Source organism: Pseudoalteromonas sp. G5_S1_54_S4 (assembly GCF_054968565.1).
This window is the reverse complement of the sequence record NZ_JBQKUL010000011.1, coordinates 21,260-47,899: the sequence shown is the minus strand read 5'-3', so window position 1 is coordinate 47,899 and position 26,640 is coordinate 21,260. Positions and strand designations below refer to the sequence as shown.

Genomic DNA, 26,640 nt, shown 5'->3' with positions numbered 1-26,640 from the left:
GGAGTTAGCATGGCGATTCAAATAGGATTTAATTGGCTCATTGAGCAGCAGCTATTATTAAGTCTGTTGTTTGCAGGGTTTGTTTTACTGGAGCGCTTTGGCTTAAAAACCCTTGGTTCACGCTTTGTGTATAAATTAGCTTGGTTAATACCTGTATCAGTTCTGTTGGCTAATTTACCTAGTGCAATTAAGCCACTGCAAAATAGCGGCATTAGTTACCATTTAATCACGCCTAATCAATCACTTACAAACAGCTTGAGTGTTAGTTGGGCGCTACTGTATGTCATTATTACCACGGTCTTATTAATTGCCGCTGTTGTTACCCATACCCGATTTGTTAAAGGCCTACAGCTCACTGAATTAGCGAACTTTAAGCAGGTAATAACCGGAGTAAAAACTTATACCAGTGCTCAGGTGGCTACGCCCATGGTCATTGGTGTTTTTAATAGCAAACTGGTATTGCCGCACAATTATAATACTCAGTTTGATAATACTACTCTGGCGCTTATTCTAGAGCACGAAAACGTGCATATAAAGCGCAAAGACAACCTTATAAATGTGCTGCTATTACTGGCTACAATTTTATTGTGGTTTAACCCTCTGGCTTGGATGGCTTACGCAAGCTGTAGACGTTTGCAGGAGCTAACTTGTGATGAACGGGTACTAAGCAATAAAACCACACAGCAACAAATTTTATACAGCAAAGCCTTAATAAACTGCGCTGCCAATGCGCCAGCGGGTCTGATGGCTTATTCACACTACGGAGATAAAAAAACCATGTTACAACGACTTACTAATATCAAACATAACGGCGCACATTCGCGCCTAGCAAAAGGAAGCGTGTTACTTATCGCTGCGAGCTTGCTCAGCGGCTTAGCTGTAGCAAAGCAACCTGAAGCATCAGCTAAAAAAGAAACATCTATCGCTCCCGTAATGCGAATCGAACCGCTTTACCCAAAACAAGCGGCGGAACAAGGCATTAGCGGTTCAGTGGTATTAAAATACGACATAACCCCAGCAGGCAAAACAGCTAACATTACTGTTGTAAAAGCTGAACCAGAAGCAGTCTTTAACAAAGAAGCAAAAAGAGCACTGATGCAATGGCAATATACACCTTCATCAATGGGACAACAAAACGTACTAATACAACTTGATTTTGCACTCAACAGTACAGTTAAAAAAAGTGATTTAATAGAGCGAGTTAACATATCGCATTAATGGGAATAGGTGCTTAAGACTATAAAGCAAGCACCCTTTTAGGCTGCTTGCTTTGTGGTTTTTGCTTATTCTCGTTATAAACTGACGGCGATCATGCCAATAGCGGTGCCTATTCCCACCAGCCAAGTGATCGAGCGAATAATATCGAGGTTTAAATAATAAAAAGTACAAAATAAAATACGCGCTACAATATGCGTCATCGCTAAAGTTTCGGTTACGGCATTAACATTGTTTGTGCCTAATACAGCAGCCAAAGCAACGGCAAAAACTGCTAACGATTCAAACAGTTTTGATGAGCAGCCAGCGCCCGTGCTCCGAGTCCTGTAAGTTGTGTTTGTTGTTGCCGCGGATGTTTATTATCGTAACCACCGAGCTTATTCATTTCTATAATAGCTGGGATTCTCGCAACATAAGGCATAGTCACTGCCATTAAGGCGCAAACCAATAAAGTCGTCATTATAATTCTCAAGTTATTATTTATGACCCAAAATAACACAGCAAATAGAAAAAAGCCGCCAAATATAAATAACCTGAGCTCTGGCGGCTAGCAGTAACACCCCTCACACTATAGCCGATTTAAGCAGTGCGTCACTGTGGCAAATTGTCGCAGGTGATGAATATTCATTATGCCTTTTTGATGGTCGCTTTAATGCCAGAGTACTGCTAAATTACTCCTCCACTTATTGTATGTTGTTTAAGATGATTTGGATTTTACTGACTATTTTTGCCGCATTTATGCAGTCATGGCGTAACGCTCTGCAAAGTAAATTAAGCACTCATGTGAGCATTGCTGGCGTTACATTAGCCCGCTTTATTGTGGCAAGCCCTATTGCTGGGCTGTATTTATATGCGCTTTATTATTACCAAAATGCTCCCTTTCCTTCATTTAACCCTTTATTTATTAGCTACATTATTGGTGCCAGCATAGTGCAAATTATTGCCACGGGACTCATGGTTAAATTATTTAAAATGAATAATTTTGCTGTAGGCGCCGGGCTAGCTAAAAGTGAAGCGCTTATGGCGGCCATACTCGGGTTGCTGTTTTTTGGCTCAACGCTTTCATTACTTGGTTGGTTTGGCGTGTTTATTGGTGCAATTGCGGTATTGCTATTAAGCGGTATCGCCAATGTGAAACACTTTAGCTTAAAAACCGCCTTAACAGGGCTTGCTTGCGGTACTTCGTTTGCGTTGTCATCGTCATGGATCCGCGAAGCAAGTTTAAGCTCAGGTATAGCTTTTCCTTATGCACCCGCGTGGGTTTTATTGCTTGTTATTAGTTTACAAACACTAATGCTGTGTATTTATATTGCCTTAAAGGAACGCGATACATTTAAAACTATGTTTCAGCATAAGGGCATGACTTGTACGGTGAGTATATTTAGTTGCTTGGGATCAATAGGTTGGTTTAGCGCAATGAGCTTGCAACATGTTGCCTATGTAAAAACGCTCGGCCAGATAGAAGTATTTTTTACGATGTTAATCTCTATTTTATGGCTAAAACAACCGCTAAAACGCCAAGATAGCGCTGGGCTATTATTGATTGCAGTGGCTGCAATATTGGTAATGCTGCCGAGCAGCTAAAAAAGCGCAGGTATCAACCTGCGCTTATTTTTTAATAACTAATGACTAATGACTAATGACTAATTTTTAGGGTGATCACACCACAAATAATCATTAACACACCAGCAATACGACCAAACGTGGCGGCATCACCGTAAAATAATATACCCACTAAAAACGTACCTGCTGCGCCAATACCCGTCCATACCGCATAAGAAGTCCCCATAGAGATTTGCTTTTGCGCTAACCAAAGCATAAAGCCACTTGCGACCATAAACGCGATTGCAATTGCAATGCCTTGCCAACGAGTTTCAGGGGTTTGAGAAATTTTTAACCCTATAGGCCAGCCAATCTCAAGTAACCCAGCAATAATTAAATACATCCACGCCATTAAATATCTCTCTTTTTCAATATCACTTCATACAAATCGTGACGGCGGTCTTTTAAATTACGCACTGTCCCTTCACTGTGTAGAATTTTTAACTTATCCATATCTAAGTCGCTAAATAATAACATTTCTGTATTGGTGGTGGCTTCATTTAGTGTGGCATCGTGCGGAAATGAAAAGTCCGATGGGGTTAGTACCGCCGACTGCGAAAACTGCACATCTAAGCTTTCTACTTCAGGTAAGTTACCCACAGAGCCTGCAATAACCACATAACATTCGTTTTCAATGGCACGTGCTTGGGCACAATGGCGTACACGCAAGTAACTGTTTTTAGTGTCAGTCCAAAATGGCACAAATAAAATATCCAAACCTTGGGTGGCCAAAATACGTGACAACTCAGGAAATTCGACATCGTAACAAATTTGAATACCTACACGGCCTGCATCTGTATCGAATACAGCAATTTTATCACCGCCTTGGATCACCCAATCATTTTGTTCATGCGGGGTAATATGAATTTTACGTTGCTCGTCTATTTTACCGCTGCGATGGCATAAATAACTAACGTTATATATTTTATCGTCTTCGGCAAGCGGCATTGAGCCGGTAATAATGTTGGCGTTGTATTCTATCGCCATACGCGACATGGCGTTTTTAAAAGTCTCAGTGTATTCGGCTAAATACCGAATTGCCTCGGTTTGGTTACTTTGTTCGGTTAATCCCATCAGTGGCGCATTAAAAAACTCAGGGAATAAAATAAAATCGCTTTTGTAATCAGATACCGTATCAACAAAGTATTCAACTTGCTTAAGCATTTCTTCAACCGATTCAACACAGCGCATTTGCCATTGCACAGCTCCTACGCGCACGATTGATTTAGTTGACTCAATAACGGTGTCGGTTGGCTCATACATAATGTTATTCCACTCAAGTAATGTGGCATAACCGACCGACTCCTGATCTTCAGGTAAGTATTTTTTTAATAATCGTTTAACCTGAAAGTCATTGGCTAATTGAAAACTGAGTATAGGGTCATACAGCTCTTTTTGATCGACCTTTGCAATGTATTCCATCGGGGTCATTTCACTGCTGTGATTGTAATAACGCGGAATGCGGCCACCCGCTAAAATAGCGCGTAAGTTATACTGGCGACACAATTCTTTTCGCGCATCATATAAACGGCGCCCTAAACGCATGCCTCGGTATTGCTCACTAATGGCAACATCCAAGCCGTATAAAGCATCTCCTGTGGTATCGCTAAATACACGGTCGTGGCCATCGGCAATATCTTCATAGGTATGCGGGTTTGAAAAACGCGCATAATCTACCTGTACACTCAGCGCTAAACCCACCAGCACGCCGTCATCCACAATACCGATTTGCCCTTCAGGGAACTGATCGATGAGTCTAAAAATAGTATGGCTTGGCCATGCTCCGCCTAGGTCGGGGTAAGCTTCGTCCATCAAGGTTTTAATTTGTGGGTATTGTTCTCGGGTTAAGTTACAAATTTCAAGATGGGTTTTTTCTGCCGACATACGCAACTCCTTGGGGCATGTAAGAATCAAAAAAGCTGAACACATGCTCAGCTTTATTAGGTTTATGCGTTTTTATTCGCGCTTTGCGCTACTTTAAACTGCGATAAAAAAGTGTGGTTACCCGCTCTTTAGGTAACCAATTAGCATATTCAAGGCCAAGTTCTGACAATGGATCTGCTTTAAGTACCTGCTCTAAACTGGCGTCATTTTGCATTGCTTTTAGCATAACATCTTTCGCTTTTTGCACCAGCTTACGATACGTGATCAGTCCTGAACGGTCACTTAGCGGGCCATGCCCTGGAATAACTTGGGTTTTATCATCAATCTGATTAATCACATCATCAACCGCCGCTAAAACACCATCAACGCTACCCCCGCTGTCTACATCAACAAACGGCAGGCTGCCAAAGTTAAAGTAAATATCGCCCATGTGCACAATATTATCATTATTGAAAAAAATCACCGCATCGCCATCGGTATGGGCATGTTGATAATGCACAACATGCGCTTGCTCATTATTAAAGTGCAGTGTTAAATCATCACCAAAACTAATTCGTGGTAGGTAATCCGACCCTTCGCCATGTTTTTCTTTTAGGCGTTTATGTACATTATTGTGGGCAATAACATGGGCTCCGGCTTTAGCAAAGTTTTCGTTACCACCGGTGTGATCGCCATGATGATGAGTGTTAATTACAAACTCTGCACTGCCTGGCTTTAAGTCGCTAATGGTTTTTTTAATATCGTCTGAGAGTTTGGCAAACTGATCATCAATGATATATATGCCATCATCCCCTACGCTGGCTGCAATGTTGCCACCTTGTCCGTATAGGACGTATACATGCTCGCTCAGTTGCTTAGCTGTAACTGGGTTGTCATCCGCCGCCGCGTAGTTGCTTAGTAGTAAACTGGTGATTAATGCCGGTAGTAATTTTTTCATTGTTGTAACCCTATAATTAATAATCATGGTTATAAAACGTGATAGCAACTTATTTAGCTCACTCTGCATCCAAAGCTAGTCGTTGATAGGCACTATTTCAATTTGATGCATGAATGTTTGCGGTAACAATGGGGTGTGCTTTCCTTCTACATATTCATCAAAACCGGCTCGATAAAACTCAGAAAGCGGGTGCCCTGATTGCCCTCCAGGCACTGTTAAAATGGCACTTTCTAAATATCCAGGCTGGGCAATAAATCGCTGCGATGCGCCAAAACTGGTTTTTTGTACGGCAGGCATATAGCTATCACCAAAGCCTGGAGCGGTAGGCATATTTAGTAGCTTACTCAATAGAGGTATTTGTTTAGCAAATGGGTGTTCAATCGCTAATTCGTTTACTTTACCCCATTGCCAGTTTTGAATGTTATTACCAAACTTTGCTGTTAACTGCGCGAGAGTTTGCTCAAAAGCTGCCTGTAATTGCTGCTCCCAATTCGTAAATTGCGGGTTAACCCAACTTGCTGGCTGCGCTTTTATTAATTGCCAAACAGCGGGCTCTAAATCGCGTTTTACATAACTTAATGTACCATCCTGCTGATTGAGACTGGCTTCAATACTACTAAATAAAATATTTATTAGTTCATCACGATACGTCTTAACTAAAGTATAACCAACGGAGGTTGAGCAGGCGCATTGCTGCCAGTTATCCAGTGCATTGATATAATCTGCATTGTGTTCTGGCTGCTGTTTTAACTGCTCAAGTAATAAGCTATGCCAAGGAGTTAAAAAACGCGCTTGATTGTCTAACTGTAATTGGTAAAAGTCGCCTTCGTTAAACTGCTGTTTTTCAAACAACCGATCGCGTATTTGCGTCGCACGAGCACCTAGGGCATAGCCGCCATTACCAAAACGTGCATTATCCTCAGCAGAGACCACTCGCGAATTCCCTGTCCATAGACGCCCACTCTCAGGGTTTTTAACAAACGGGCGAATAACTTCATTTTGCTGCCAAGTTGCTGCATATTCATTTTCATTAATGGCTAACTCACTGGGTACTGTTCGTGCAGGAATACCGCCCATGTGTTTCCAAGCTGCACTGCCTTGACTATCTACCACAATTAAGTTTTGTACCGGAATACCCACGTTACTTGCAATATTAAGGGCATCATCCACTGTTTCAGCCTGCTCAAGCTGTAACAATTGCATATCAACGGCATACGGCTGATGCGCAGCCCAACTTAAGGCATAAGGCTGATTGTTAATGTATTTAACAGGGCCATACTCACTTAGCGTTAAGGGATAGATTTCATCGTTGCCATTATTCAAGGTAATCACTTCATTTACTTGCCATGTTTTACTGCTATCCGTTAGTGCAACCCAGTCGGCTGTATCTATATAGCCATTAGTAAATCCCCATGCAATTTTATTATTACTGCCAACCACAATGGCAGGTGCTCCTGGTAACGAAACACCGGTTACTTGATACGCTTGATTGTTATGAGTGTAATTAAGTTGTGCGCGATACCAAATAACCGGCACCGCCATTGATAAGTGCATATCATCTGAAAGCATCGCAGCTTGAGTATTAGTTAAGTCTGCTGTGACTGCCCAGTTATTACTGCCTACCTCTAAATTAGCAGTAATGCTTTTAATCGCCGCCAATGGCTGCCTTGGTAACTGAGGTATAGTTTGAGAATAAGGTGTTAAAATACTGCCATCTAATGCTGCTTGGTATTGGCTTGGTTGGGTTAAAAATTCAACCATTTTTGCGCCGTATTGCTGTTGTATTTGAATTAAAGCTTGGTCACGCTCAAATGTAGATGACTGTAAATCAAGGTACATGCTAAAAATAACTAATAAACTGTCTTCACTTTGCCAAGGCTTTTGCTCAGCCCCTGTGAGTAAATATTCAAAACTTGGGTACCCTACTTGTGCAAGGCCTTCATTTACACCTTGGGCATAACTGCGTAGCAGCTGTTTGTCGGTCTTCGGGAGGGTTTTTAAAATAGCTTGGCTGCGTTTACGTAATTGGTGAAAACGCATTTTTTTATCAAGCCCAAGCGCGGCTTTACCAAATAGCTCGCTTAGCTCACCGGCCGCATTACGACGTAATAAATCCATTTGAAAAAAGCGGTCTTGCCCATGAGCATACCCTAAGCCATAAGCAGCGTCATGACGAGTAGTTGCAGTAATAATGGCTTGGCCAAGCGTATCACGAGCGACTTTAACGGGCTGTGTTACCGCATCGCTTCGGCCTTTACCATCAAGGGCTGGCAAACTTAAGGTCAAAACGCCGTAAACAATTGCAGTACTGGCGAGTGCTAAAACCACAACAACCAATAGCAACCGTTTGATTACTTTAAACATAGACATACCCTTTAACTATTTCAATAAACTATTATTAGCATATATTCATAATCGTTCTATTAAAAACGCTACGAAAAGCGGGTAAAGGGTGAAATAAACATCAAAATCCACGATAATACATAGTTCATGTATTGTGCAGACCTAGTTGAGATCAAAATGACTGAAAAAACATTTATTAAAGGTAAAGACCGCGATTTAGAATCGTCTATCTCTACCATGCAAAACAAGCTAAAAGCGCTAAATATTAATATTGAAGAAGCGCTGTGGCTTAACCCTGTAGCAAACTGTTATTCAGTTCATATAAAAGATAGCGACTGCGGTGTGATGTTTACTAATGGTAAAGGTGCCACTGATAAAGCCTCTATTGCCTCTGCGCTAGGTGAATATTTTGAGCGTTTAAGCTGTAACTACTTTTTTGCTGATTTTTACTTAGGCGAAGAGTTCGCCAATGATGACTTTACTCATTATCCAAACGAGAAATGGTTTAAAGTTGAAAACGATGAAATACCGCAGGGTATTATGGATGAAAGCTTATGGGATTATTTTGACCCAGAGCGTGAATTAACCGCATCACACCTTTATGACTTTAACTCTGGCAATTTCGAACGTGGCATTTGTTCTGTGCCGTACACTCGTCAGCGCGACAACCAAGACATTTATATTCCGGTGAATGTGATTGGTAATATTTTTGTTTCTAATGGCATGAGTGCCGGTAATACTAAATTTGAAGCCCGTGTTCAGGGGTTATCTGAAGTATTTGAGCGCGCTATTAAAAACCGCATTATTGCCGAAGGCATCAGCTTACCAATCGTGCCTGAAGAGGTGGTAAAACAATACCCTAAAATTCATGAAGCTTGTGAAGAGCTACGAAGCCATGGCTTCCATTTACGCATTGCGGATGCATCACTAGGCGGTAAATACCCAGTAATGAGTGTCACGCTTATAAACCCTGTTGATGGGTCAGTATTTGCTTCTTTTGGTGCTCACCCTTCATTTGAAGTAGCGCTAGAGCGTACCGTTACCGAATTACTACAAGGTCGTCGCCTAGATCAACTAGACGTATTCCAACCTGCTACATTTGATAACGACGAAGTCGCTACTCCTGAGAACATTGAACTGCACTTTATTGATTCAAGCGGTTTAATTTCACATGACTTTTTCCGCTCTGAAGCAGATTTTGAATTTGTACATTGGGACTTTAGTGGTTCAACTGAGCAAGAATACAACTTCTGTACTGATTTAATTCATAGCATGGGTCACGATATCTATATTATGGATTACACCCACTTAAACGTGTATGCATGTCGTATTTTAGTTCCTGGTATGTCAGACATTTATCCAGTAGATGAGTTAATTTGGCGCAACAATAATGAAGGCGCTAAATTCCGCGAAGACTTCTTATCGCTTGATCAGTACGATAGCGAACAATGGATGGAAATTTACGACAACCTCGAAGAAGCAGGCCATAGCGATATTATTCGCGCAGCTGAATTCATTGGCTTAGCAACCGACGCCGATACACCTTGGCACACACTACGCATTGGTGAGCTTAAAGCACATTTATGCTTAGCGGCGGGTAATGAAGAAGCTATTGACTGGGTTGATTGGATTTTGCATACCGGCCAAGTAAACGACGAAGCGATGCGTCACTTTCGTTGCTTAAAAGCAATCCTTGAAATTAAATATGATGACGAGCGCGAATATGCAAGTTATCAAGATGCATTAGGTTTAATGTTTGGTAGCGACAATGTCACGCTTGCTATTGAAATTGCTGAAGGTCGTAAATTATTTAACGGCTTAACGTTCCCAGGCTTATCGCTTGAGGGCTTTAAAAAGCATGCAGCACTTCTTGATGGTTACCGCAAATTACACGTTGCAAAGCAACAGCATTGGGCGCGCGAAGTTAGCGACTCATAACCACACCTAAACTACTAATTATAAAAATAAAATGGCGCATTTTTAACTGCGCCATTTTTATTTCTTCGATAAATTGACTATAGTTAGCCTGTCTTGATTAACAACTTAATTACATTCTATGTCCCCGCAGCGCAAAAACAAACGCACCCGAATTAATAACGCTAAGCTGACTTTTTTATTATCGCTGGTGTTGATAATCACTATCAGCTTGGTGCTTGATCACGTCAATTATCACCGTGAGAAAGATGCTTATCGATTACGCACTCTGTCGCAGGTAAGTACCTATAGAGCACAACTTGAAGCTGTATTAGTGTCTAATATTCAACTCATTCGTGGCTTAGCTATTGCTGTTGCCGCTGAGCCAAACTTAGATCAAACTCGCTTTGAACAAATTGCAGCCCCACTTTTTGAAACCTCAAATGAGCTACGTAACATTGGCGCGGCGCCAGACATGGTAATAAAAATGACCCATCCGCTTAAAGGTAACGAAAAAGCGATAGGTCTTAATTTTTTGGAAAATAAAGCACAGCGCGAAGATGCCATTAAAGCAAGAGACACGAATACGATCGTGATGGCAGGTCCACTTCAGCTTGTCCAAGGCAGCGAAGCCTTGATTGCGCGCGTACCAGCATACTTGCCAGAAAATAACGCCTTTTGGGGATTGCTCTCAGTGGTACTCGATATAGAAAAAGTTTATGAAAACTCGGGGATTATTGAACTACAGCAAAATTATAATATAGCAATACAAGGACGTAATGGATTAGGTAAGCAAGGTGAGTTTTTTTTCGGTGACCCCTCTATTACTGTTCAAGACCCTCTAGAATTTACTTTAAACTTTCAAGGAGGTGTTTGGCAGCTTTATGTTATACCCAAGCAAGGCTGGCAACCAGTGAGTTCTTCGATCTGGCCTTTACGGTTCATTATTTTAACCGTGTTAGGCTTGCTCATTTCTGCCTTTTTGTTTTATCTAAAAATACTCAACCGTGAACAAGAAAGCGAAAGAATGCTTGAGATGATGAGTAATTTAGCACAAGTCGGTGCATGGTCGTTTAACTTAGAAAAAAAACACGTGTTTTGGTCAGATATGACTAAAAAAATATTTGAATACCCATTAGATGAGCAACCAAAATGGTCAGAAAATTTAAACTATTTTAAAGAAGGTGAAAGTAGAGAAAAAATCGCTAAACTGGTTGAAAGAGCAATTAAGCATGGTGAAAGTTACGAAACTGAGCTTGAAGTGATCAATGCAAATGGTCAGTCTGTATGGGCACTTGTTCACGGTGAAGCTGAACATAAAAATGGCCGTTGTGTAAGAATATTTGGTTCATTACAAAATATTGATGCCCGTAAAAAAGTAGAATTAGAAAATCGTAAAATTGCTCGTTTTAACGAAACCTTGGCCTCCTTAACGGTGAGTGATGAAATATTAAATGGCAAACTAAGCCAATCTAAAGAATTAATCACGCAGTCTATTTGCCAAGCCCTTGAGGTAAACAGCGCCAGTATAAAATTGTTTAACCAACAAAGAACCCAGCTAATTCAATTTGCGAGTTATAATCGTTCAGGTAGCGAAAATAATATTCCGTGGCTGCAAGAAACTATTCCTGACTTTTTTACCGCAATAGAACGAAAAGCGATATTTTGTGTTGATGATGCTCAACAACATCCCTACTTAGCCCCTATCAAAGAAAGCTACCTTCAACCGTTTTCAGTCAAGGCGATGCTGTGTGTTCTTATTCCTGCAAGCAGTGGCTCTATTGGAATAGTTTGTGCTGAGCAAGATATAGTTAGAACATGGAGCCATAATGAAGAAAGCTTTTTAATTGCTGTAGGGGCTTTAATTGGCAGCCTTTACTCTAGCCAACAACGTATAGAAACAGAGGCACAACTAGTCAGGGCAAAAGAAGCCGCAGAACAAGCTGTGATTGCAAAAAGTGAGTTTTTAGCCAGTATGAGCCATGAAATTCGCACACCCATGAATGGGGTGTTGGGAATGCTTAATATTGTTAAAGCAACCCAATTAGATCAACAACAAAAGCATCATATTAAACTTGCGCAATCATCTGCAGAGTCATTGTTAGGAATTATTAATGATATTTTAGACTTTTCTAAAATAGAGGCTGGCAAGTTAGACATTGAAAATATTCAATTTAATTTACCTCGCTTTCTGGGTGAAGTGGTTGAGTCATTTGCATTAAAAGCCGAGCAAAATAACACCACGTTAATTTTGGATGCAACACATATCACCAGCAGTGAATTTATTAGCGATCCGAATAGATTACGTCAAATTTTAAGTAACTTAATTGGCAATGCCGTTAAATTCACCCAAAACGGTGAAATATTGATATCCGCTAAAATTGCCCATACACTTGACGCCACAGTTTTAGAATGTGCAATCGCTGACTCAGGTATAGGAATCAGCGCAGAGAAACAGCCCCATTTATTTGACTCATTTACTCAAGCAGACACATCAACCACACGCCAATATGGTGGCACAGGCCTGGGTCTTGCTATTGTAAAGCAGCTGTGTGAGCTCATGGGTGGCAAAGTGAGTGTGAGTAGTACACCAAATAAAGGCAGTACATTTTCCTTTTTTATAAAGATAACCCCTCAATTAGTTCAAGAGCACGAAGCATATCAAGCAATTAAAAATAAGCGTATTTGGGTTATTGATGATTGCTTACTCAATACCACTATTGCCAAAAAACAATTAACTCGCTGGGGGGCTAAGGTCAGCACGATCTGCGATTACCTGTCTATAAGTGCCTACATTAATAGCCATGAAGATACCCCACCAAACATTGTGCTCGTTGACAGTGCTTTATTTGAACCATTATACGAAGCTCAAGCACTCGCACTTAAGCAGTTTTTAACAAGAAGTAGCGGCCATTTAATTATTATGGCTCCCATGAGTTATACAAATAAAAACGCGACCTTACCATTAACCGAAGAAACCCTCGTATTTAAACCACTCACCCCTTTTGATTTACAAAATGCGCTGACTGCAAAAAGCACTATCGAGCAAACACACGTTGATACACAACTAAAGTTGCTTGCTGCCACTGAGGTTATGACAGATACACTCGCGGCGCATGTTTTATTAGTAGAAGATAATAAAATTAACCAAGTTGTTACCGCTGCTTTTTTAAAACAGTTGAACGTGACATTTGAGATTGCTGAAAATGGTGCTGAGGCAGTTGAAAAGTTGAATCAAAACCCAGCTAACACTTATCAATTAATATTAATGGATTGCCAAATGCCTACGATGGATGGCTACCAAGCAACTATTGCCATCAGAGAAGGCAAAGCAGGCAAGGTAAATAAAAACATAACAATAATAGCGCTTACCGCAAATGCAATGCAGGGTGATAAAGACAAATGTTTGGCCACTGGTATGGATGACTATTTAACTAAACCCCTCAATGCCACAACTCTTCATTCTAAGCTCCAGCAATGGCTTACAAGCAAATAACAGTGTAAGCTAAAAATAGAATTTATTAGGTGAGATAAGGTATGCAATTGCAATTATCAATGGAGCAACAACGCGTTATTGGTTGTTTATTAGAAAAACAAAGCACAACACCTGAGCACTACCCTTTATCGTTAAATGCATTAACAAATGCCTGTAATCAAAAATCGAATCGCGCGCCAGTTGTTAATTATACAGAAGAGCAAGTTCAAACAACCGTTGATGAATTAATCAGTCTGCGATTAGTCACTGTAAATGAAGGGCTGTCTGGGCGAGTTAATAAATACGATCATCGTTTTTGTAATACTGAGTTTAGTCACCTGCAATTTGATCAACAGCAAAGGGCGATTATTTGTTTATTATTATTGCGAGGCGCACAAACACCTGGCGAATTAAAAACACGCAGTAGCCGCCTTGCCGACTTTGCTCGTATTGATGATGTTGAAAAGTCACTTGAACAACTAATTCAAAGCAATCATGTTAAAAAGCTGCCGCGCGAATCAGGTAAACGGGATTGTCGATATATTCATTTATTTGCAGATCAATCATCTGTGAACGAGGCTTCACTTGAGGCACAAACACACACTGATGATATAAAAAACACTGAACTAAATGACTTACTTGCAGAAATTGATGAGCTAAAAGTCCAGCTTAAACAAATAAAAGCTCACTTAGGGCTTTAATTCATAAATATGAAATCACATAATAGTTGCTCTATGTAGAGCGTAAAAATTATTTAACTAAAGGAGCGGGCCATGCGCGCCGAGATTATGGCTGAAATGAAAGTTCAGCCTTCGATTGATGTAAACGCTGAAATTAAACGCCGAGTGGATTTTATTAAAGCACGTTTAAAAGCGGCATATTCAACCTCACTTGTACTAGGGATCAGTGGTGGTGTAGATTCATCGACCTGTGGCCGTTTGTGTCAACTTGCTATTGATGAGCTAAACCAAGAACACCCTGACACTCATTATCAATTTATTGCTGTACGCCTACCTTATGGCGTTCAAGCTGATGAAAGTGAAGCGCAAATGGCGGTTGATTTCATTAAGCCGAGCACCCGCATGACGGTAAACATTAAACCCGCAACCGATGCACTGCATGAGCAGACAATGGCAACTCTCGCGGGTACCGAACAAACACTCCCTTCGCAAGATAAAATCGATTTTATTAAAGGTAATGTCAAAGCACGTCAACGCATGATTGCGCAATATGAAATAGCCGGCTTTTGCCAAGGCTTAGTGGTCGGTACCGATCATAGTGCTGAAAATATTACTGGTTTTTACACTAAATTTGGTGATGGTGCATGCGATTTGGCTCCTTTATTTGGCCTATCAAAACGCCAAGTTCGCGCATTAGCAACCACATTGGGTGCGCCTGCGCTTTTAGTTGAGAAAGCACCAACAGCGGATTTAGAAAGTGATAGACCAGGACTAACAGACGAAGAAGCACTTGGCTTAAGTTATGAAGAAATTGATGACTTTTTAGAAGGTAAAGCAGTTTCAAGTCATGTAGAAGAAACGCTAATTGCAATTTACCAGCGCACGCAACATAAGCGCCAGCCTATTCCAACAATATACGATGCTTTTTAAATCAATATTATAAGCGTAATTTAACTGATCGAGCCGCTTGTATTTTACGTAAACATGACGTGAAAATAAGTGGCTTAAATTTTTAAAAGTTAACCTTAACGCTTGCCAACAGAGAGTTTTATATTTTATGACACCCCCTATTTTGATTACTGGTGCAGCACAACGTATAGGGCTTGCGCTGGCAAAGCACTTTATAGCCCAAGGGCAAGCGGTCATTATTACTTATCGGACCCGTCATGAGGCTGTTGATTCGTTGGAACAACAAGGGGTTACCTGTCTTTATGCTGACTTTAGTACTGATGAGGGCATTAATACTTTTATTACTTTGCTTAAATCACACACTGACTCACTCAGGGCGGTTATTCATAATGCATCAAGCTGGGACTGTGAAGCTAACAACCCTCACTTTGAGCAGCTGTTTGACAATATGATGCGCATTCATGCAAAAACACCGTACTTGGTAAACTTACATTGCGCAGATTTACTATTAAATTATCAGGCGTCGCATGCTAAACCCGCTGACATTATTCATTTGACTGATTATGTAGTGGAAACAGGCAGCCCAAAACATCTTGCTTATGCGGCCAGTAAAGCCGCACTGGATAACTTAACTAAATCATTTAGTGCTAAATATGCACCTAACATAAAAGTGAATTCAGTCGCACCATCATTAATTATTTTTAACCAACATGATGATGAGCAGTATCGCGCTAAAACTTTAAAAAAATCATTAATGGGTATCGAACCTGGATGCCAAGAAATTATCAATAGTATAGACCTACTACTGAACAGCCATTACATCACAGGGCGTGCTTTACCTGTTGATGGTGGTCGCCACCTTAAGTAAGTCCCAATAAAACTGAGAAACTTATGCATAACGAATTAAAAGAAAGCTATCAAAAAATTATAACTGCTGTAGGTGAAGACGCTGAACGTGAAGGGTTACTTGATACCCCAAAACGCGCTGCAAAAGCGATGGAGTACCTTACTCAAGGATATCGTCAAACGCTTAACGAAATCACTAACAATGCGGTATTCACCTCTGACGCTGACGACATGGTATTGATACAAGACATCGAGCTTTACTCTATGTGTGAACATCATTTACTCCCTTTTATTGGCCGCTGTCATATTGCTTATATTCCTGATGGCAAAGTATTAGGCTTATCTAAGTTTGCGCGTATTGTTGATATGTTTTCGCGTCGTTTTCAAATTCAAGAACAGCTTACCCATCAAATTGCAAAAGCGGTTGAGGAAGTAACCGGTGCAAAAGGTGTGGGGGTAATTGTTGAAGCAAAACACATGTGTATGATGATGCGTGGTGTAGAAAAGCAAAACTCAAGCATGCGTACCTCGGTAATGCTAGGAAACTTTAGAGCCGATCCGAAAACACGTAATGAGTTTTTACAGCTGATCAAAGGATAATGTATGGCAAACGCAATTATTAATGTAACTAATTTACGACTACGCACATTTATTGGTTTTAATCCTGATGAGCGTGAAAAAAAACAAGATGTGGTCATTAACCTTGAAATTCACTACCCTGCTGATCAAGCTTGTGAAACAGATGAAGTAGACCAAGCACTTAACTACAAAGTGATTACTAAAGAGGTGATTAGCTTAGTGGAGCAAGGACACTTTTTATTGTTAGAAAAACTAGTTGCTGAAATTCTTGCTGTTTGCCACTCACACCCAAGTGTTAATTATGCTAAGGCTCGAGTAGATAAACCTCATGCGTTGCGCTTTGCCGATTCGGTTTCTTTAACCCTCGACTGGCACAAATAATCCAACGGCAAGGGCTATTACCGCTAAATAACGTAACCCCTTGCCGAGCGTTACCAGCACTAAAAATGTAGTAAAGTGAACTTTAAACACGCCGCCAATAACGGTTAGTGGGTCGCCAACGATGGGCAGCCAAGCAAACAACAGGCTATAAACACCATATTTATTAAACTGCTGTTGTGCTTTTTTAAGCCCTTTTTCAGATACTGGAAACCATTTTTTATCTTTAAAACGCAATGCCTGCGTCCCTAACCAATAGTTAACACAACTGCCCAGTACATTACCCAAGGTTGCTGCAAACCAAATTAGCCATAAGTTAGTATTGCCTTGCATGATCATGCCACCCATCAATACTTCAGAGGAGCTAGGTAATAACGTGGCAGATATAAATGCTGTAAAAAATAATGTTATATAGAGCATCTTTCCCTTATGGCTAAAAACTAAACCCAGCAATTAAGCTGGGTTTGAACGACTTTTTAACTTAAAACCAATTCACCGAATAATAAAAACAGTTATTTTATCAAATTTAAGCTAAGGGGATAATTAAACTCTTTGCCATCGTTGGCTTTCACGCTTGCGATAACCACCATCACAAATGAAAAAATAGCCACCATAGGTAACAGTAGTAAACCAACCGCTGCAAAAATTAGTAAAAAACAAACAAAATAAGCTATTGCCATAGTGATTTGAAAATTAAGGGCTTTTTTTCCATGTATATCAACAATTGGCATTTCATCTTTTTTAATTAACCAGATAATAAGAGGGCCGAGTACCGACCCAAATGGCACAATAAACCCCGCTAATGCACTTAAATGACATAGCATTGCCCATGTGCGGTCATCTTTATTGACGACTTTAATCTCTTGATTTTGTTCCATTACACTCTCCCTTCTCGTCTTTATTTTGCGCTAAAATAATATTCACACTCATTAGCCACCTTAATGTAAATGCTTATTTATCCAATGCAAAGCATTTGTGTATATTTAAAAATAAAAAAAGCGCAGCAAATAGCTGCGCTTATTGATATTGCCAGACCAGTTACTTATTCACACCCGCTAAATCAAGCATAAAAGCATAATTTAATGCAGTATCTTCTAAGCGTTTGAAGCGACCTGATGCACCTCCGTGCCCTGCTTCCATATCGATTTTAAACAGTAGCTTGTTATCATCTGTTTTGTAATCTCGCAGCTTAGCCACCCACTTTGCAGGCTCAAAATATTGTACCTGTGAATCATGTAAGCCAGTAGTAACTAACATATTTGGGTAATCTTGCTTACTGACCTGATCATAAGGTGAATACGATAACATATACTCATAGTATTCTTTCTCGTTAGGGTTACCCCACTCACCGTATTCGTTGGTTGTAAGTGGAATACTTGCATCAAGCATCGTGGTCACTACATCAACAAATGGAACCGCAGCCACCATACCTTTATACAACTCAGGAGCTTGGTTTGCCACTGCACCCATTAATAAGCCACCCGCACTGCCACCTTGAGCAAATATTTTATCTTTTGCACCATACTTTTGCTCAACCAATGCCTTGGTAACATCTACAAAGTCGTTAAAGGTGTTCTTTTTAGTCAGTAGTTTACCGTCCTCATACCAAGGGCGACCTAACATTTGTGAACCGCGAATATGCGCAATGGCAAATACAAAACCCCGATCGAGCAAACTTAAGCGAGCGCTAGAAAAGGTAGGATCCATGGTCGCGCCATACGAGCCATAACCATATTGTAGCAGCGGATTAGTCCCCTCTTTTTTAAACATGTCTTTGCGATAGACTAGGCTTACCGGTACTTTAATACCATCTCGTGCAGTGACAAAAATTCGCTCTGATGCGTAATTATCTGCACTAAAATCACCGAGTACTTTTTGTTGTTTAAGTAATGTTTTATTGCCAGTAGCTAAATTAACATCATACGATGAAGCGGGTGTTGTCATACTGGTATAATACACACGTAATGTATCGCTATTTAAATCATTGTTACCGTAGGTGCTAATTGTATAAGCACTGTCGTTAAAACTAAGCGGTACCTCTTTACCCGTGGTTAAGTTACGAGCAATAATAGTCGACTGACCCATTTCACGTTGCTGATACACTAAGTAGTCGTTAAATAAGTCGATGCCTTCTAATTTTATATTATCGCGAGCGGGGATCACCGTTTGCCAATTAGCTTTATCGCCAGCTTTATCAATATCTACTTTCATTAACTGAAAGTTGACTGCGTTTAAATTAGTGACAATATAGTAAGTATTACCCAGCTTAGAAATTCCATACTCCAGATCCGCTTCACGTTCAATCAAGCGTTTTGGCATAGCCTTAACATCATCAGCACTTAAAACCGATACACCTGACGCAGTTGTACTGCTGTGCCAGATATAAATTTCTGAATCGTCTTTGCTTTTGCTAATACCCATGTAATAACTGGTATCTGTTTCTTCATAAACGAGTTCATCTTCAGCCTGTGGGGTACCGAGCGTATGACGATAAACTTGGTAACCTAGTAAAGTTTGTAAATCTTTTTTTATGTAATAAAGCGTTTTGTTGTCGTTTGCCCAAACAACACTGCCATTCGTACCTTTAAGCGTATCTTCGAGTAATTTATCAGTGCTTAAGTCTTTTATTTTTATATTATAAATACGACGACTTACGGTATCTTCACCATATGCCATTAAATTGCCGTTTGGACTTACATCTAAACCACTTACGGCATAATAATCATGTTCCTTAGCTAGCTCGTTTACATCTAAAATAACCTGCTGGTCAGTGCCTGCAAAATCACTACTACGTACATAAGTTGCGTATTCGTTATCACCGCGAGTTTGTGATGAATAATAATAGTCACCGTTTTTAACTGGCACTGAATCATCGTCTTTTTTAATTCGCCCTTTTAGCTCTTCAAATAACCTAGTTTGTAACGTTTTTGTATGCGCAAGCATTGCATCTGTATAAGCATTTTCAGCCTCAAGGTAACTAAGTACCTCAGGATCTTTTCGCTCATCATCACGCATCCAGTAATAATCATCGATACGAGTGTCGCCATGAATAGACATTTCATATGGTACTTTTTTAGCAACCGGCGGCATTACTGCGATTTGAGATACAGACTGTTCAGTAGGCGTGTTTTGTTTAACTTCAGGTGCTTTATTACAACCACCTAAAATAGCTAACGATATTACGGCAAGCGTAAACGAAGTGTGTTTCATTAATTTAAATCCCTGTTGTTTTTATTATATTAAATATACCTAATATTAAACACGACAGAAATTTAGTTTGTGAAGCTATGTAAAAAGGGAGCCGAAGCTCCCTTTAGCTAATATTTAATTTATTTAATTTATTTAATTACTTTTGCTTACGACGACGCATAAAGGCAAACGGCGCTACAAGTAATGTTAACCAAGCTAATGAACCTGAAGAACTTTTCTTAGTAGGCTCTGGAGTAACAACCGGAGGCGCTACTTTAGTAACGGATATTGTTACCATTGCAGGCTCTGACACATTACCACGAACATCAATCGCAACAACTTCCATTTCTGCAGATGTATCACCCGCTAATAAAGTGGTATCTGCAACTACAATTTGACCATCTGCATCAACTGCAAAGCCAAGGTTTGTATTAGATTGAACATAGTATTCTGAAACAGCCAAGTCTAAATCTGATTCTTCAATTGTAAGCGCACCTACAACGGTTCCATCAGCTGCATCTTCAGAAACACTAAACTCACCACCAACCAGCATTGGTGCTTCAACGTCTGGTAATTCTAGGTCTTCAGCTGCCATTACTTTAATAATGTTAGTACCTGAGCCTTGCGATAATGCAAAAGGACCACTTGCAGAAACCACCGCTTTCTCTCCTGGCATAATTGAAGAAACCGCTTCGCCCGTTTCAAGTGAAGTAATCTGTACCTGAGGTTGTACACCAAATACCGTTGAACCGGTTACGCTGTCTGTCTCAGAGAAAACACCTGATTGATAACTAGGGTAACCCACTGACACTTTGAAGTTCATTGGCTCACCAATAAGTGAAGCATCAATATTCATCAACTCTGAACAGCCTGAAAATGTAACTGTATCTTCACCTGCTGAATGATACATAGGAGTAACCCATGCTAAAGAGTCGTTTCCAGCACCATCAGTCGTCCCTATTACAGTACGACTGCGTCCAGGAAACGCAGTTGTGCGGCCTACATCGTTATAGTTTTGCATTAATTGATCAGATACGCCGTCATTATCTGTATCAATTTCAAGTCTATAACCAGCTTGGAAAGTATGAGTTAACGGATCTCGTAATTGAATAGATGAGGTAATAAATATGCCTGAATCACAAGCATCAGAATTAAATGCTGAGAACGTGGTAGACAGGATATTAAACTCAGCATCTTCAATTGTTTTTTCTGTACCCATTGCGATAACACTTTCAGCCTGAGGCGTAATTTCAGTTTGACCTGTGTTTTCAATGACCAATGCCATTTCATTGTTTACGATTTGAGGTGAGTAACTTAACTCAGTAGCCGCTTTTGGCATTGCATGATACACAACATGTAAGTCATGGTCTGTCTCAGTAGATGCATCATCAAAGACTAACGCGCCATCAAATTCGATTGATGTTAAGGCTGCACTTCTTGCTGCAATATCCTCTGCACTGAATGGGTTTTCTAACTCCCATGCAGGTAACTTACTTGGATCAACCGTCATTGTAATGTCAAAGTTAATCGCTTGACCTGCAGGTACTGTTATAGATGCAGGGAAATCCCAGCTAACTGCGTCCGTATCAATATCACTTTGGTAACGAGCTTCAGTACGAAGGTTATACGTTTTTGCATCTGCAGAGAAGTTCTTAACGGTTACCGTCTTAGTAATTGAGCCTGTTTCCGCTAAGCTTACTAAGCCATAAGAGAGTGCAGCTTGTTTAGTATCAAACTCTCCGTTATGTACCCAAGCTGCAACAGGTAAATTAACGGCTTTAGTTACGTCAACTAAACCGGCACCTATCATACTAATTGGCGCAAGTTCTGAGTCAGGGTTTATATCAAGAGGCTCATTTGTTACGTTTAAGTTCGCAGCATTCATTATTGTTGCTTTAATCTCAAACGCATTACGCTCAGGATGCGCTTCACGGATCATTGCCACAGCACCGGCTGTGATTGGGCCCGAGAAAGAAGTACCTGAAACCGGATTAGTCCCCGTTTGTGTACCTGTTGCTGCAACTACAATACTTGTACCTGGCGCCGTAATTTCAGGCTTTAATAAACCATCCATAGAAGGACCGCGAGATGAGAATGTAGCAACTGCACCCGCTGTTGTTTTAAATTCAATGCTAATATCAAATATTGCAGGGCCACCCGCTGCTAATTGTGCTTTTAAAGCAGCGCCTGCAGCAAAATTAATACCTACGTTTTTAATTGTAACTGCAGCATCAAAGCCACCCATAGATGCAGGAGTACCATCATCTACGTTGTTTGCAATCATTACAAACTCAGCACCTTTAGCCTGAGCATGTAAAACTTTAGCAGTAAAATTACATGAGCCTCGATCGATTAATACAGCTTTGCCTGTAAAATCAACATCCGCAGCAAACGCATCACAACCATCCTGGTTTGCATCAGGATAAACTAAGTCAATATCTGCACCTGAAATAGCAAAGTCTTCTTGAGGACCAAAACCTGATGGCTGAATATTGCCCTCAATCCCAGCAATCGTTCCCTCAGCAATACCAACTTCAGTTGTTGGGTGAGTCATAGCGCCAACAGATAGTGCGTTAGGTGTAGTACTTGGACCACCAACACGGAACGGATTATCACCATCGTTACCAGCAGAAATAACCATATTCACACCTAACTCAACTGCACGTTGAACTAAGTATTGTGTACCACCACCTGTGTAAGTATCACCAAACTCACCACCAAGAGACATATTCATTACATCAACACGATCTGAAATATCGCCATCACCGTTAGGATCCATTGCAGCTTCTAGAGCAGCAGCTTGTGCATCGCCAGGACAACCGCCGCCACATACTGAGTAAGCGTAAAGTTCAACATCAGGCGCAATACCATTTACTGAGTTTGCAGAAGATGTACCGTGATTAGTAGGATCACCCGTTGATGGCGAGTTAGCCGCATCATTTTCAATAGGGTCGGCATCATTACGAATAAAATCATAACCACCTTGTACAATGCCTTGTGGCCATGCAACTGATGTTGGATCTGCTTGTGCAGCTAGGTAAGCTTCAACAGTGCCTGCACCACCAAATGCTTTGTGCGTGTAGTCAATACCAGTATCAAGTACTGCAACACGTTGGCCTTTACCACTTACGATACCGTCAGTAATAAGTGGTTTTGCATTAATATATTCAGAGCTAGCTGCCACATGTAAGTCGCGGTCGAACATTGGTAAAACCTTAGCAACGCGATCATCTTTTGCAATTTGAGCTAACGCTTCAGGTGTGGCTTGAACAATTAAAGTTGGTGCTAAAATTTTTGTTTTGCCAATTACTTTTGCATTAAAATCTAGGCTGCTAAGCTCAATCGCCATTATGTCCTGAAGCTGCTCAACCTGAGCCGTTACTTCACGGTTAGAAGACACTTGGTAAGTCCCAGCGACAACTGCATCAACTGAGGTTCTTGCTTTTAAAACAATCATGTGAGCTGAAGGCGCTTTTTTATCAGCAACTATCTCTTTAACTTTTTCTGCTTGTTTGTAATTAATTGTCGCGCTAGGCAAAGCCACTGCGTTGGCAAATGTTGCCACAAATGCACCCGATACAGCTGTAGCTATTGCTGTTCTTTTAATTATATTTTTAGACATTGTTTCCCCTAGGGTATGTTATGTATTATTGTATTTACTATATTTAATTTTTTAACTATGTGGGCAAATATAAAACGTCAGCCTTCGCGCCTGCAACAGCATTGCTACATTAAAATTACACAAAAAAACAACCACCTTGAAAAATCACCATACAACATTGATTTAAAAGGAAAATAAAACATCTTGAGCTTGTAAAACATTGTAAATGAAAAGATTTAAATTGAGAGATAAATGAACAACGATGTAATTAATATTTTAACTATGGCCAAAGTCATTCAAACAGCCGTTGCCCCTGTTTTTTTAATTACAGGTATTGCGGCAACACTTGGGGTGCTATCCAACCGTTTGGCACGTATTACAGACAGAGCCAGGCAGTTAGAGCGAAAATTAAAAGTTAGCACCGATGAAGAGTTTAACTTGTCTCTAACTACAGAACTAAGGGCGCTTCTTAAGCGCTCCCGCTGCATACATATTGCATTTAGTTTAAGTGTATTATTAGTATGTGCAGTCGTTATGCTGTTATTTTTATCTCACATACAGTCGATTAATTTAGGCGTCACTATTGGTAGTTGTTTTGTTGGTGCCATGGCATTGCTAATATGTGCGTTTATGTCATTACTCGGTGAGGTGTTCTTGGCAACGCGTAGCATGCGTCGAGGAATGATATTTGCTGATATTGATATAAACGACTAAAACCAGCGCTTAGGCTTAAACTAAATCCTAAGCTAATATACAAAGATAATTAAAGAATCGTCAAAGGAGTAGAGTAAAGTGAAATTGAAGCAAGTATTTATCGGGGCATTACTATCTACATGCGCACTTAGTGTATCTGCAAATTCTGCATTTAAAGAGCCGAGTGATGCAATTGAGTATCGCCAAGCTGCATTTTCTATGATTTCAGTTCAAATAGGCGATATGGGTGCCATGCTGAAGGGTAAAATTCCTTTTGATGCAGAGCAATTTAAACAGCGTGCAAATAACGCGGCGGCATTATCTAAAATGCCTTGGGAGGCATTTTACGCAGGCACTGAAAAAGGCAATACATCAGCACTTCCTGCGGTATGGTCTGAAAAAGATACTTTTATGAAAAAAGCGACAGCGTTTCAGCAATATGCTGATGAACTTGCTGTAGCAGCTCAAACAGGTGACAAAGCGGTCATTGGTAAAGCATTTGGTGCATGGGCTAAAGGCTGTAAAGATTGCCATAAGCAATTCAAAGACTAATAAATTCTGTATATTAAACAATAAAAATGGCGCTGTATTAGCGCCATTTTTTTAACTAAGCAGATAACTTAAAGGCTCACTTCCCCAAGTACTCATTAATAAAATCAGTAATAGTAACAATAAAAACCATGCAATCCATGGTGACTTTGTCTCAGGCTCTGAGCTTTGTATTGGCAGTGCTTTATTGCCGGTGATCATTGCTTTTACTAAAGGCTTGCCTTTAATTTTGTAAACAATAATAGCCACAACATGCAAAATAATCGCATAAAATAAAATATCAAAATTGATATGGTGCAGCCAGTTGGCAAAATCAATCGTATCACTCGATACATACTGCGCTAACGGACCATCAGTTAAAATACCATCACTACTCATTAAACCACTAACCAGCTGCGTAATAATCAGGATAAAAAATAATAACACCATATAACTGCCTGGTGCAGAATGGCCCACATCATTTATTTTTTTGCCACTAAAAGAAGCAAGCACCGACTTAGGAGAATGCAGTAATGCCGATATTCTTGCCGTTTTACTGCCTATAAGACCCCATATAATCCGCGTTGAGATAAGCGCTAAAGTAAAAAAGCCAATCACAAAATGTAGCTCTATCATGCCCTCTTCAGCACTAAAATAAAGCGCAGCAATACTCAATACTAATAACCAATGAAAGCTTCTTAAAAAGCCATCCCACACTTTTACCTTGAACATTGCACCTTCCCTAAAAAACAGTATCATCTAAAACGCTAACTATTTTAGCATCTTAATATTAAGGTATCCCGATGAGTCTTTCTACTATTACACAGAGTAAAACACATGCAGTCCATTAAAAAACCGATACTAAAAGGCTTTTTAGATATGCTGCCATTATGTTTAGCCGTTATTCCTTGGGGGATTTTATGTGGCTCGTTGGCAATACAAAATGGCTTTACCCCTTTTGAGACTCAAGCTATGTCGCTATTGGTATTTGCTGGCTCGGCGCAGCTGGTTGCAATTGAGCTCATTGCTGGTAATACCCCTCTATTAACCATTTTATTTACTACATTTATTATTAGCTCTCGTCATTTTTTATATGGCTTGGCGGTTCGTCACAAAGTGATTGAGCAACCCATGCGTTGGCGCCTTCCAGTCAGCTTTGTATTAACCGATGAACTATTTGCTTTTTCGCATCACCCTCGCGCCTACCAGACTCAAACGCGCCTAATTTACGCGCTCAGCGCAGGCTTTAGCTTTTACATTGCTTGGAATATTTGGACACTTATTGGTATTGTAGCCGGCACTATGCTCCCTGATCTAACCAATTTAGGACTCGACTTTGCGATTGCTGCAACCTTTATTGCTTTGGTTATCCCAGGAGTTAAAAATTTAGCCACTCTTGTCACGGTCATTGTTGCAGGGATCTGTGCCACTTTATTAAAAAGCACAGGCTTTGAGCTGTGGTTGGTATGCTCAGCACTATTAGCAATGAGTGCAGGTTACACTGTAACTAGAATAGTAAAAAATAAGGACGCTAAATCATGATGACGACTATTTTACTTATGGCATGTATTACCTTTTTTACCCGTTATTTATTCTTACACCGCGCGCTACCATTTAAAGTAGGGCCTAAAATGCAGCAGTTTTTGAGCTTCAGTGCACCTGCGGTTCTAACAGCGATTTGGGTGCCGATTGTATTTATAAATGATGGTGGCATTAATCTAAATTGGCAAAACCCTTATTTAAGCGCAGCGATTGTAGCCATTATAGTTGCTTACAAAACACATAATATTTACCTAACCACACTTGCTGGTATGGGGTTATTTTTGATTTTAAATTAACAGTAACGCCATAGCAGTGTTCACTATTT

Annotated in this window: 22 protein-coding genes and 1 pseudogene; 13 read left to right on the top strand and 10 right to left on the bottom strand. The window is 40.3% G+C overall.

Annotated features, from left to right (window positions below):
* The first annotated feature begins 9 nt into the window (after positions 1 to 9).
* Complete coding sequence (locus ACTRWE_RS06600; RefSeq protein WP_024601977.1) at positions 10 to 1,218, top strand: M56 family metallopeptidase; 1,209 nt, start codon at positions 10 to 12, stop codon at positions 1,216 to 1,218.
* A 74-nt stretch (positions 1,219 to 1,292) separates the two neighbouring features.
* Here the strand turns inward: ACTRWE_RS06600 and ACTRWE_RS06595 are convergent.
* Positions 1,293 to 1,675, bottom strand: a pseudogene (locus tag ACTRWE_RS06595) (MAPEG family protein).
* 242 nt (positions 1,676 to 1,917) lie between these two features.
* Here ACTRWE_RS06595 and ACTRWE_RS06590 point away from each other — a divergent pair.
* Positions 1,918 to 2,799 carry a DMT family transporter gene (locus tag ACTRWE_RS06590; protein WP_024601976.1) on the top strand — a complete coding sequence of 294 codons (882 nt, stop codon included), beginning with the start codon at positions 1,918 to 1,920 and terminating at the stop codon, positions 2,797 to 2,799.
* A 52-nt stretch (positions 2,800 to 2,851) separates the two neighbouring features.
* On the opposite strand, the gene ACTRWE_RS06585 is transcribed toward ACTRWE_RS06590, so the two are convergent.
* The 4 genes from ACTRWE_RS06585 to ACTRWE_RS06570 all read right to left on the bottom strand — a co-directional run bounded on the left by ACTRWE_RS06585 (position 2,852) and on the right by ACTRWE_RS06570 (position 8,002).
* Positions 2,852 to 3,169 (bottom strand): DMT family transporter, encoded by a 318-nt coding sequence (locus tag ACTRWE_RS06585; RefSeq protein ID WP_010392612.1) that lies wholly within the window; start codon positions 3,167 to 3,169, stop codon positions 2,852 to 2,854.
* On the bottom strand, positions 3,169 to 4,701 hold the full coding sequence (locus ACTRWE_RS06580) for a bifunctional GNAT family N-acetyltransferase/carbon-nitrogen hydrolase family protein (RefSeq protein WP_010392609.1): 1,533 nt from the start codon (positions 4,699 to 4,701) through the stop codon (positions 3,169 to 3,171). Before ACTRWE_RS06580 ends, ACTRWE_RS06585 begins: the two co-directional genes overlap by 1 nt.
* Positions 4,702 to 4,789: 88 nt before the next feature.
* The gene (locus tag ACTRWE_RS06575) at positions 4,790 to 5,638 is read right to left on the bottom strand and encodes an MBL fold metallo-hydrolase (RefSeq protein WP_024601975.1); all 849 of its coding nucleotides are present in this window, start codon (positions 5,636 to 5,638) and stop codon (positions 4,790 to 4,792) included.
* A 75-nt stretch (positions 5,639 to 5,713) separates the two neighbouring features.
* On the bottom strand, positions 5,714 to 8,002 hold the full coding sequence (locus tag ACTRWE_RS06570; RefSeq protein ID WP_462879704.1) for a penicillin acylase family protein: 2,289 nt from the start codon (positions 8,000 to 8,002) through the stop codon (positions 5,714 to 5,716).
* Between the two features lie 156 nt (positions 8,003 to 8,158).
* Here ACTRWE_RS06570 and ycaO point away from each other — a divergent pair, with 156 nt between their 5' ends.
* The 7 genes from ycaO to folX all read left to right on the top strand — a co-directional run bounded on the left by ycaO (position 8,159) and on the right by folX (position 16,765).
* A complete protein-coding gene (ycaO, locus tag ACTRWE_RS06565; RefSeq protein WP_013463710.1) occupies positions 8,159 to 9,919 on the top strand; it encodes a 30S ribosomal protein S12 methylthiotransferase accessory factor YcaO in 1,761 nt (586 codons plus the stop codon).
* A gap of 118 nt (positions 9,920 to 10,037) precedes the next feature.
* Positions 10,038 to 13,391 (top strand): ATP-binding protein, encoded by a 3,354-nt coding sequence (locus tag ACTRWE_RS06560; RefSeq protein WP_462879702.1) that lies wholly within the window; start codon positions 10,038 to 10,040, stop codon positions 13,389 to 13,391.
* Between the two features lie 47 nt (positions 13,392 to 13,438).
* Complete coding sequence (locus ACTRWE_RS06555) at positions 13,439 to 14,071, top strand: YceH family protein (protein WP_350606798.1); 633 nt, start codon at positions 13,439 to 13,441, stop codon at positions 14,069 to 14,071.
* Between the two features lie 72 nt (positions 14,072 to 14,143).
* The gene (gene nadE / locus ACTRWE_RS06550; RefSeq protein ID WP_013463707.1) at positions 14,144 to 14,980 is read left to right on the top strand and encodes an ammonia-dependent NAD(+) synthetase; all 837 of its coding nucleotides are present in this window, start codon (positions 14,144 to 14,146) and stop codon (positions 14,978 to 14,980) included.
* A 127-nt stretch (positions 14,981 to 15,107) separates the two neighbouring features.
* Entirely contained in the window at positions 15,108 to 15,827 is a 720-nt protein-coding gene (folM, locus tag ACTRWE_RS06545) for a dihydromonapterin reductase (protein ID WP_013463706.1), read from the top strand.
* A gap of 23 nt (positions 15,828 to 15,850) precedes the next feature.
* On the top strand, positions 15,851 to 16,405 hold the full coding sequence (gene folE / locus ACTRWE_RS06540; RefSeq protein WP_008108996.1) for a GTP cyclohydrolase I FolE: 555 nt from the start codon (positions 15,851 to 15,853) through the stop codon (positions 16,403 to 16,405).
* Between the two features lie 3 nt (positions 16,406 to 16,408).
* Positions 16,409 to 16,765: a dihydroneopterin triphosphate 2'-epimerase gene (gene folX / locus ACTRWE_RS06535; RefSeq protein ID WP_013463705.1), complete on the top strand. Its 357-nt coding sequence runs from the start codon at positions 16,409 to 16,411 to the stop codon at positions 16,763 to 16,765.
* On the opposite strand, the gene ACTRWE_RS06530 is transcribed toward folX, so the two are convergent.
* The 4 genes from ACTRWE_RS06530 to ACTRWE_RS06515 all read right to left on the bottom strand — a co-directional run bounded on the left by ACTRWE_RS06530 (position 16,742) and on the right by ACTRWE_RS06515 (position 23,573).
* Complete coding sequence (locus tag ACTRWE_RS06530) at positions 16,742 to 17,182, bottom strand: YqaA family protein (RefSeq protein WP_016900229.1); 441 nt, start codon at positions 17,180 to 17,182, stop codon at positions 16,742 to 16,744. The two genes, folX and ACTRWE_RS06530, sit on opposite strands and share 24 nt — an antisense overlap.
* A 92-nt stretch (positions 17,183 to 17,274) precedes the next feature.
* Positions 17,275 to 17,640, bottom strand: coding sequence for a DUF4870 domain-containing protein (locus ACTRWE_RS06525; RefSeq protein WP_010392586.1), 366 nt, complete (start codon positions 17,638 to 17,640; stop codon positions 17,275 to 17,277).
* A 160-nt stretch (positions 17,641 to 17,800) separates the two neighbouring features.
* A complete protein-coding gene (locus ACTRWE_RS06520; protein ID WP_350606750.1) occupies positions 17,801 to 19,972 on the bottom strand; it encodes a S9 family peptidase in 2,172 nt (723 codons plus the stop codon).
* Positions 19,973 to 20,108: 136 nt separating this feature from the next.
* Positions 20,109 to 23,573 carry a S8 family serine peptidase gene (locus tag ACTRWE_RS06515; RefSeq protein ID WP_462879700.1) on the bottom strand — a complete coding sequence of 1,155 codons (3,465 nt, stop codon included), beginning with the start codon at positions 23,571 to 23,573 and terminating at the stop codon, positions 20,109 to 20,111.
* Positions 23,574 to 23,804: 231 nt separating this feature from the next.
* Here ACTRWE_RS06515 and ACTRWE_RS06510 point away from each other — a divergent pair, with 231 nt between their 5' ends.
* Together ACTRWE_RS06510 and ACTRWE_RS06505 are read left to right on the top strand one after the other, a co-directional pair.
* On the top strand, positions 23,805 to 24,266 hold the full coding sequence (locus ACTRWE_RS06510) for a DUF2721 domain-containing protein (protein WP_462879698.1): 462 nt from the start codon (positions 23,805 to 23,807) through the stop codon (positions 24,264 to 24,266).
* A gap of 78 nt (positions 24,267 to 24,344) precedes the next feature.
* On the top strand, positions 24,345 to 24,797 hold the full coding sequence (locus ACTRWE_RS06505; RefSeq protein WP_462879697.1) for a c-type cytochrome: 453 nt from the start codon (positions 24,345 to 24,347) through the stop codon (positions 24,795 to 24,797).
* 51 nt (positions 24,798 to 24,848) lie between these two features.
* Here ACTRWE_RS06505 and ACTRWE_RS06500 read toward each other — a convergent pair whose 3' ends face one another.
* Positions 24,849 to 25,505, bottom strand: coding sequence for a cytochrome b/b6 domain-containing protein (locus ACTRWE_RS06500; RefSeq protein WP_462879696.1), 657 nt, complete (start codon positions 25,503 to 25,505; stop codon positions 24,849 to 24,851).
* 105 nt (positions 25,506 to 25,610) lie between these two features.
* Between ACTRWE_RS06500 and ACTRWE_RS06495 the strand changes: the two genes are divergently transcribed.
* A complete protein-coding gene (locus ACTRWE_RS06495) occupies positions 25,611 to 26,315 on the top strand; it encodes an AzlC family ABC transporter permease (RefSeq protein WP_013463697.1) in 705 nt (234 codons plus the stop codon).
* Positions 26,312 to 26,611: an AzlD domain-containing protein gene (locus ACTRWE_RS06490; protein WP_016900234.1), complete on the top strand. Its 300-nt coding sequence runs from the start codon at positions 26,312 to 26,314 to the stop codon at positions 26,609 to 26,611. Before ACTRWE_RS06495 ends, ACTRWE_RS06490 begins: the two co-directional genes overlap by 4 nt.
* The last annotated feature ends 29 nt before the right edge of the window (positions 26,612 to 26,640 follow it).

Excerpts from the sequence above, each read along its gene's own strand:
- ACTRWE_RS06495 (WP_013463697.1), top strand. The coding sequence starts at position 25,611 with ATGCAGTCCATTAAAAAACCGATACTAAAAGGCTTTTTAGATATGCTG.
- ACTRWE_RS06530 (WP_016900229.1), bottom strand. The coding sequence starts at position 17,182 with ATGCTCTATATAACATTATTTTTTACAGCATTTATATCTGCCACGTTA.
- ACTRWE_RS06520 (WP_350606750.1), bottom strand. The coding sequence starts at position 19,972 with ATGAAACACACTTCGTTTACGCTTGCCGTAATATCGTTAGCTATTTTA.
- ACTRWE_RS06560 (WP_462879702.1), top strand. The coding sequence starts at position 10,038 with ATGTCCCCGCAGCGCAAAAACAAACGCACCCGAATTAATAACGCTAAG.
- ACTRWE_RS06510 (WP_462879698.1), top strand. The coding sequence starts at position 23,805 with ATGAACAACGATGTAATTAATATTTTAACTATGGCCAAAGTCATTCAA.
- ACTRWE_RS06590 (WP_024601976.1), top strand. The coding sequence starts at position 1,918 with ATGATTTGGATTTTACTGACTATTTTTGCCGCATTTATGCAGTCATGG.
- ACTRWE_RS06490 (WP_016900234.1), top strand. The coding sequence starts at position 26,312 with ATGATGACGACTATTTTACTTATGGCATGTATTACCTTTTTTACCCGT.
- ACTRWE_RS06600 (WP_024601977.1), top strand. The coding sequence starts at position 10 with ATGGCGATTCAAATAGGATTTAATTGGCTCATTGAGCAGCAGCTATTA.
- ACTRWE_RS06570 (WP_462879704.1), bottom strand. The coding sequence starts at position 8,002 with ATGTTTAAAGTAATCAAACGGTTGCTATTGGTTGTTGTGGTTTTAGCA.
- ACTRWE_RS06580 (WP_010392609.1), bottom strand. The coding sequence starts at position 4,701 with ATGTCGGCAGAAAAAACCCATCTTGAAATTTGTAACTTAACCCGAGAA.
- ycaO (WP_013463710.1), top strand. The coding sequence starts at position 8,159 with ATGACTGAAAAAACATTTATTAAAGGTAAAGACCGCGATTTAGAATCG.
- folX (WP_013463705.1), top strand. The coding sequence starts at position 16,409 with ATGGCAAACGCAATTATTAATGTAACTAATTTACGACTACGCACATTT.
- nadE (WP_013463707.1), top strand. The coding sequence starts at position 14,144 with ATGCGCGCCGAGATTATGGCTGAAATGAAAGTTCAGCCTTCGATTGAT.
- ACTRWE_RS06515 (WP_462879700.1), bottom strand. The coding sequence starts at position 23,573 with ATGTCTAAAAATATAATTAAAAGAACAGCAATAGCTACAGCTGTATCG.
- ACTRWE_RS06500 (WP_462879696.1), bottom strand. The coding sequence starts at position 25,505 with ATGTTCAAGGTAAAAGTGTGGGATGGCTTTTTAAGAAGCTTTCATTGG.
- folM (WP_013463706.1), top strand. The coding sequence starts at position 15,108 with ATGACACCCCCTATTTTGATTACTGGTGCAGCACAACGTATAGGGCTT.
- ACTRWE_RS06525 (WP_010392586.1), bottom strand. The coding sequence starts at position 17,640 with ATGGAACAAAATCAAGAGATTAAAGTCGTCAATAAAGATGACCGCACA.
- folE (WP_008108996.1), top strand. The coding sequence starts at position 15,851 with ATGCATAACGAATTAAAAGAAAGCTATCAAAAAATTATAACTGCTGTA.
- ACTRWE_RS06585 (WP_010392612.1), bottom strand. The coding sequence starts at position 3,169 with ATGGCGTGGATGTATTTAATTATTGCTGGGTTACTTGAGATTGGCTGG.
- ACTRWE_RS06575 (WP_024601975.1), bottom strand. The coding sequence starts at position 5,638 with ATGAAAAAATTACTACCGGCATTAATCACCAGTTTACTACTAAGCAAC.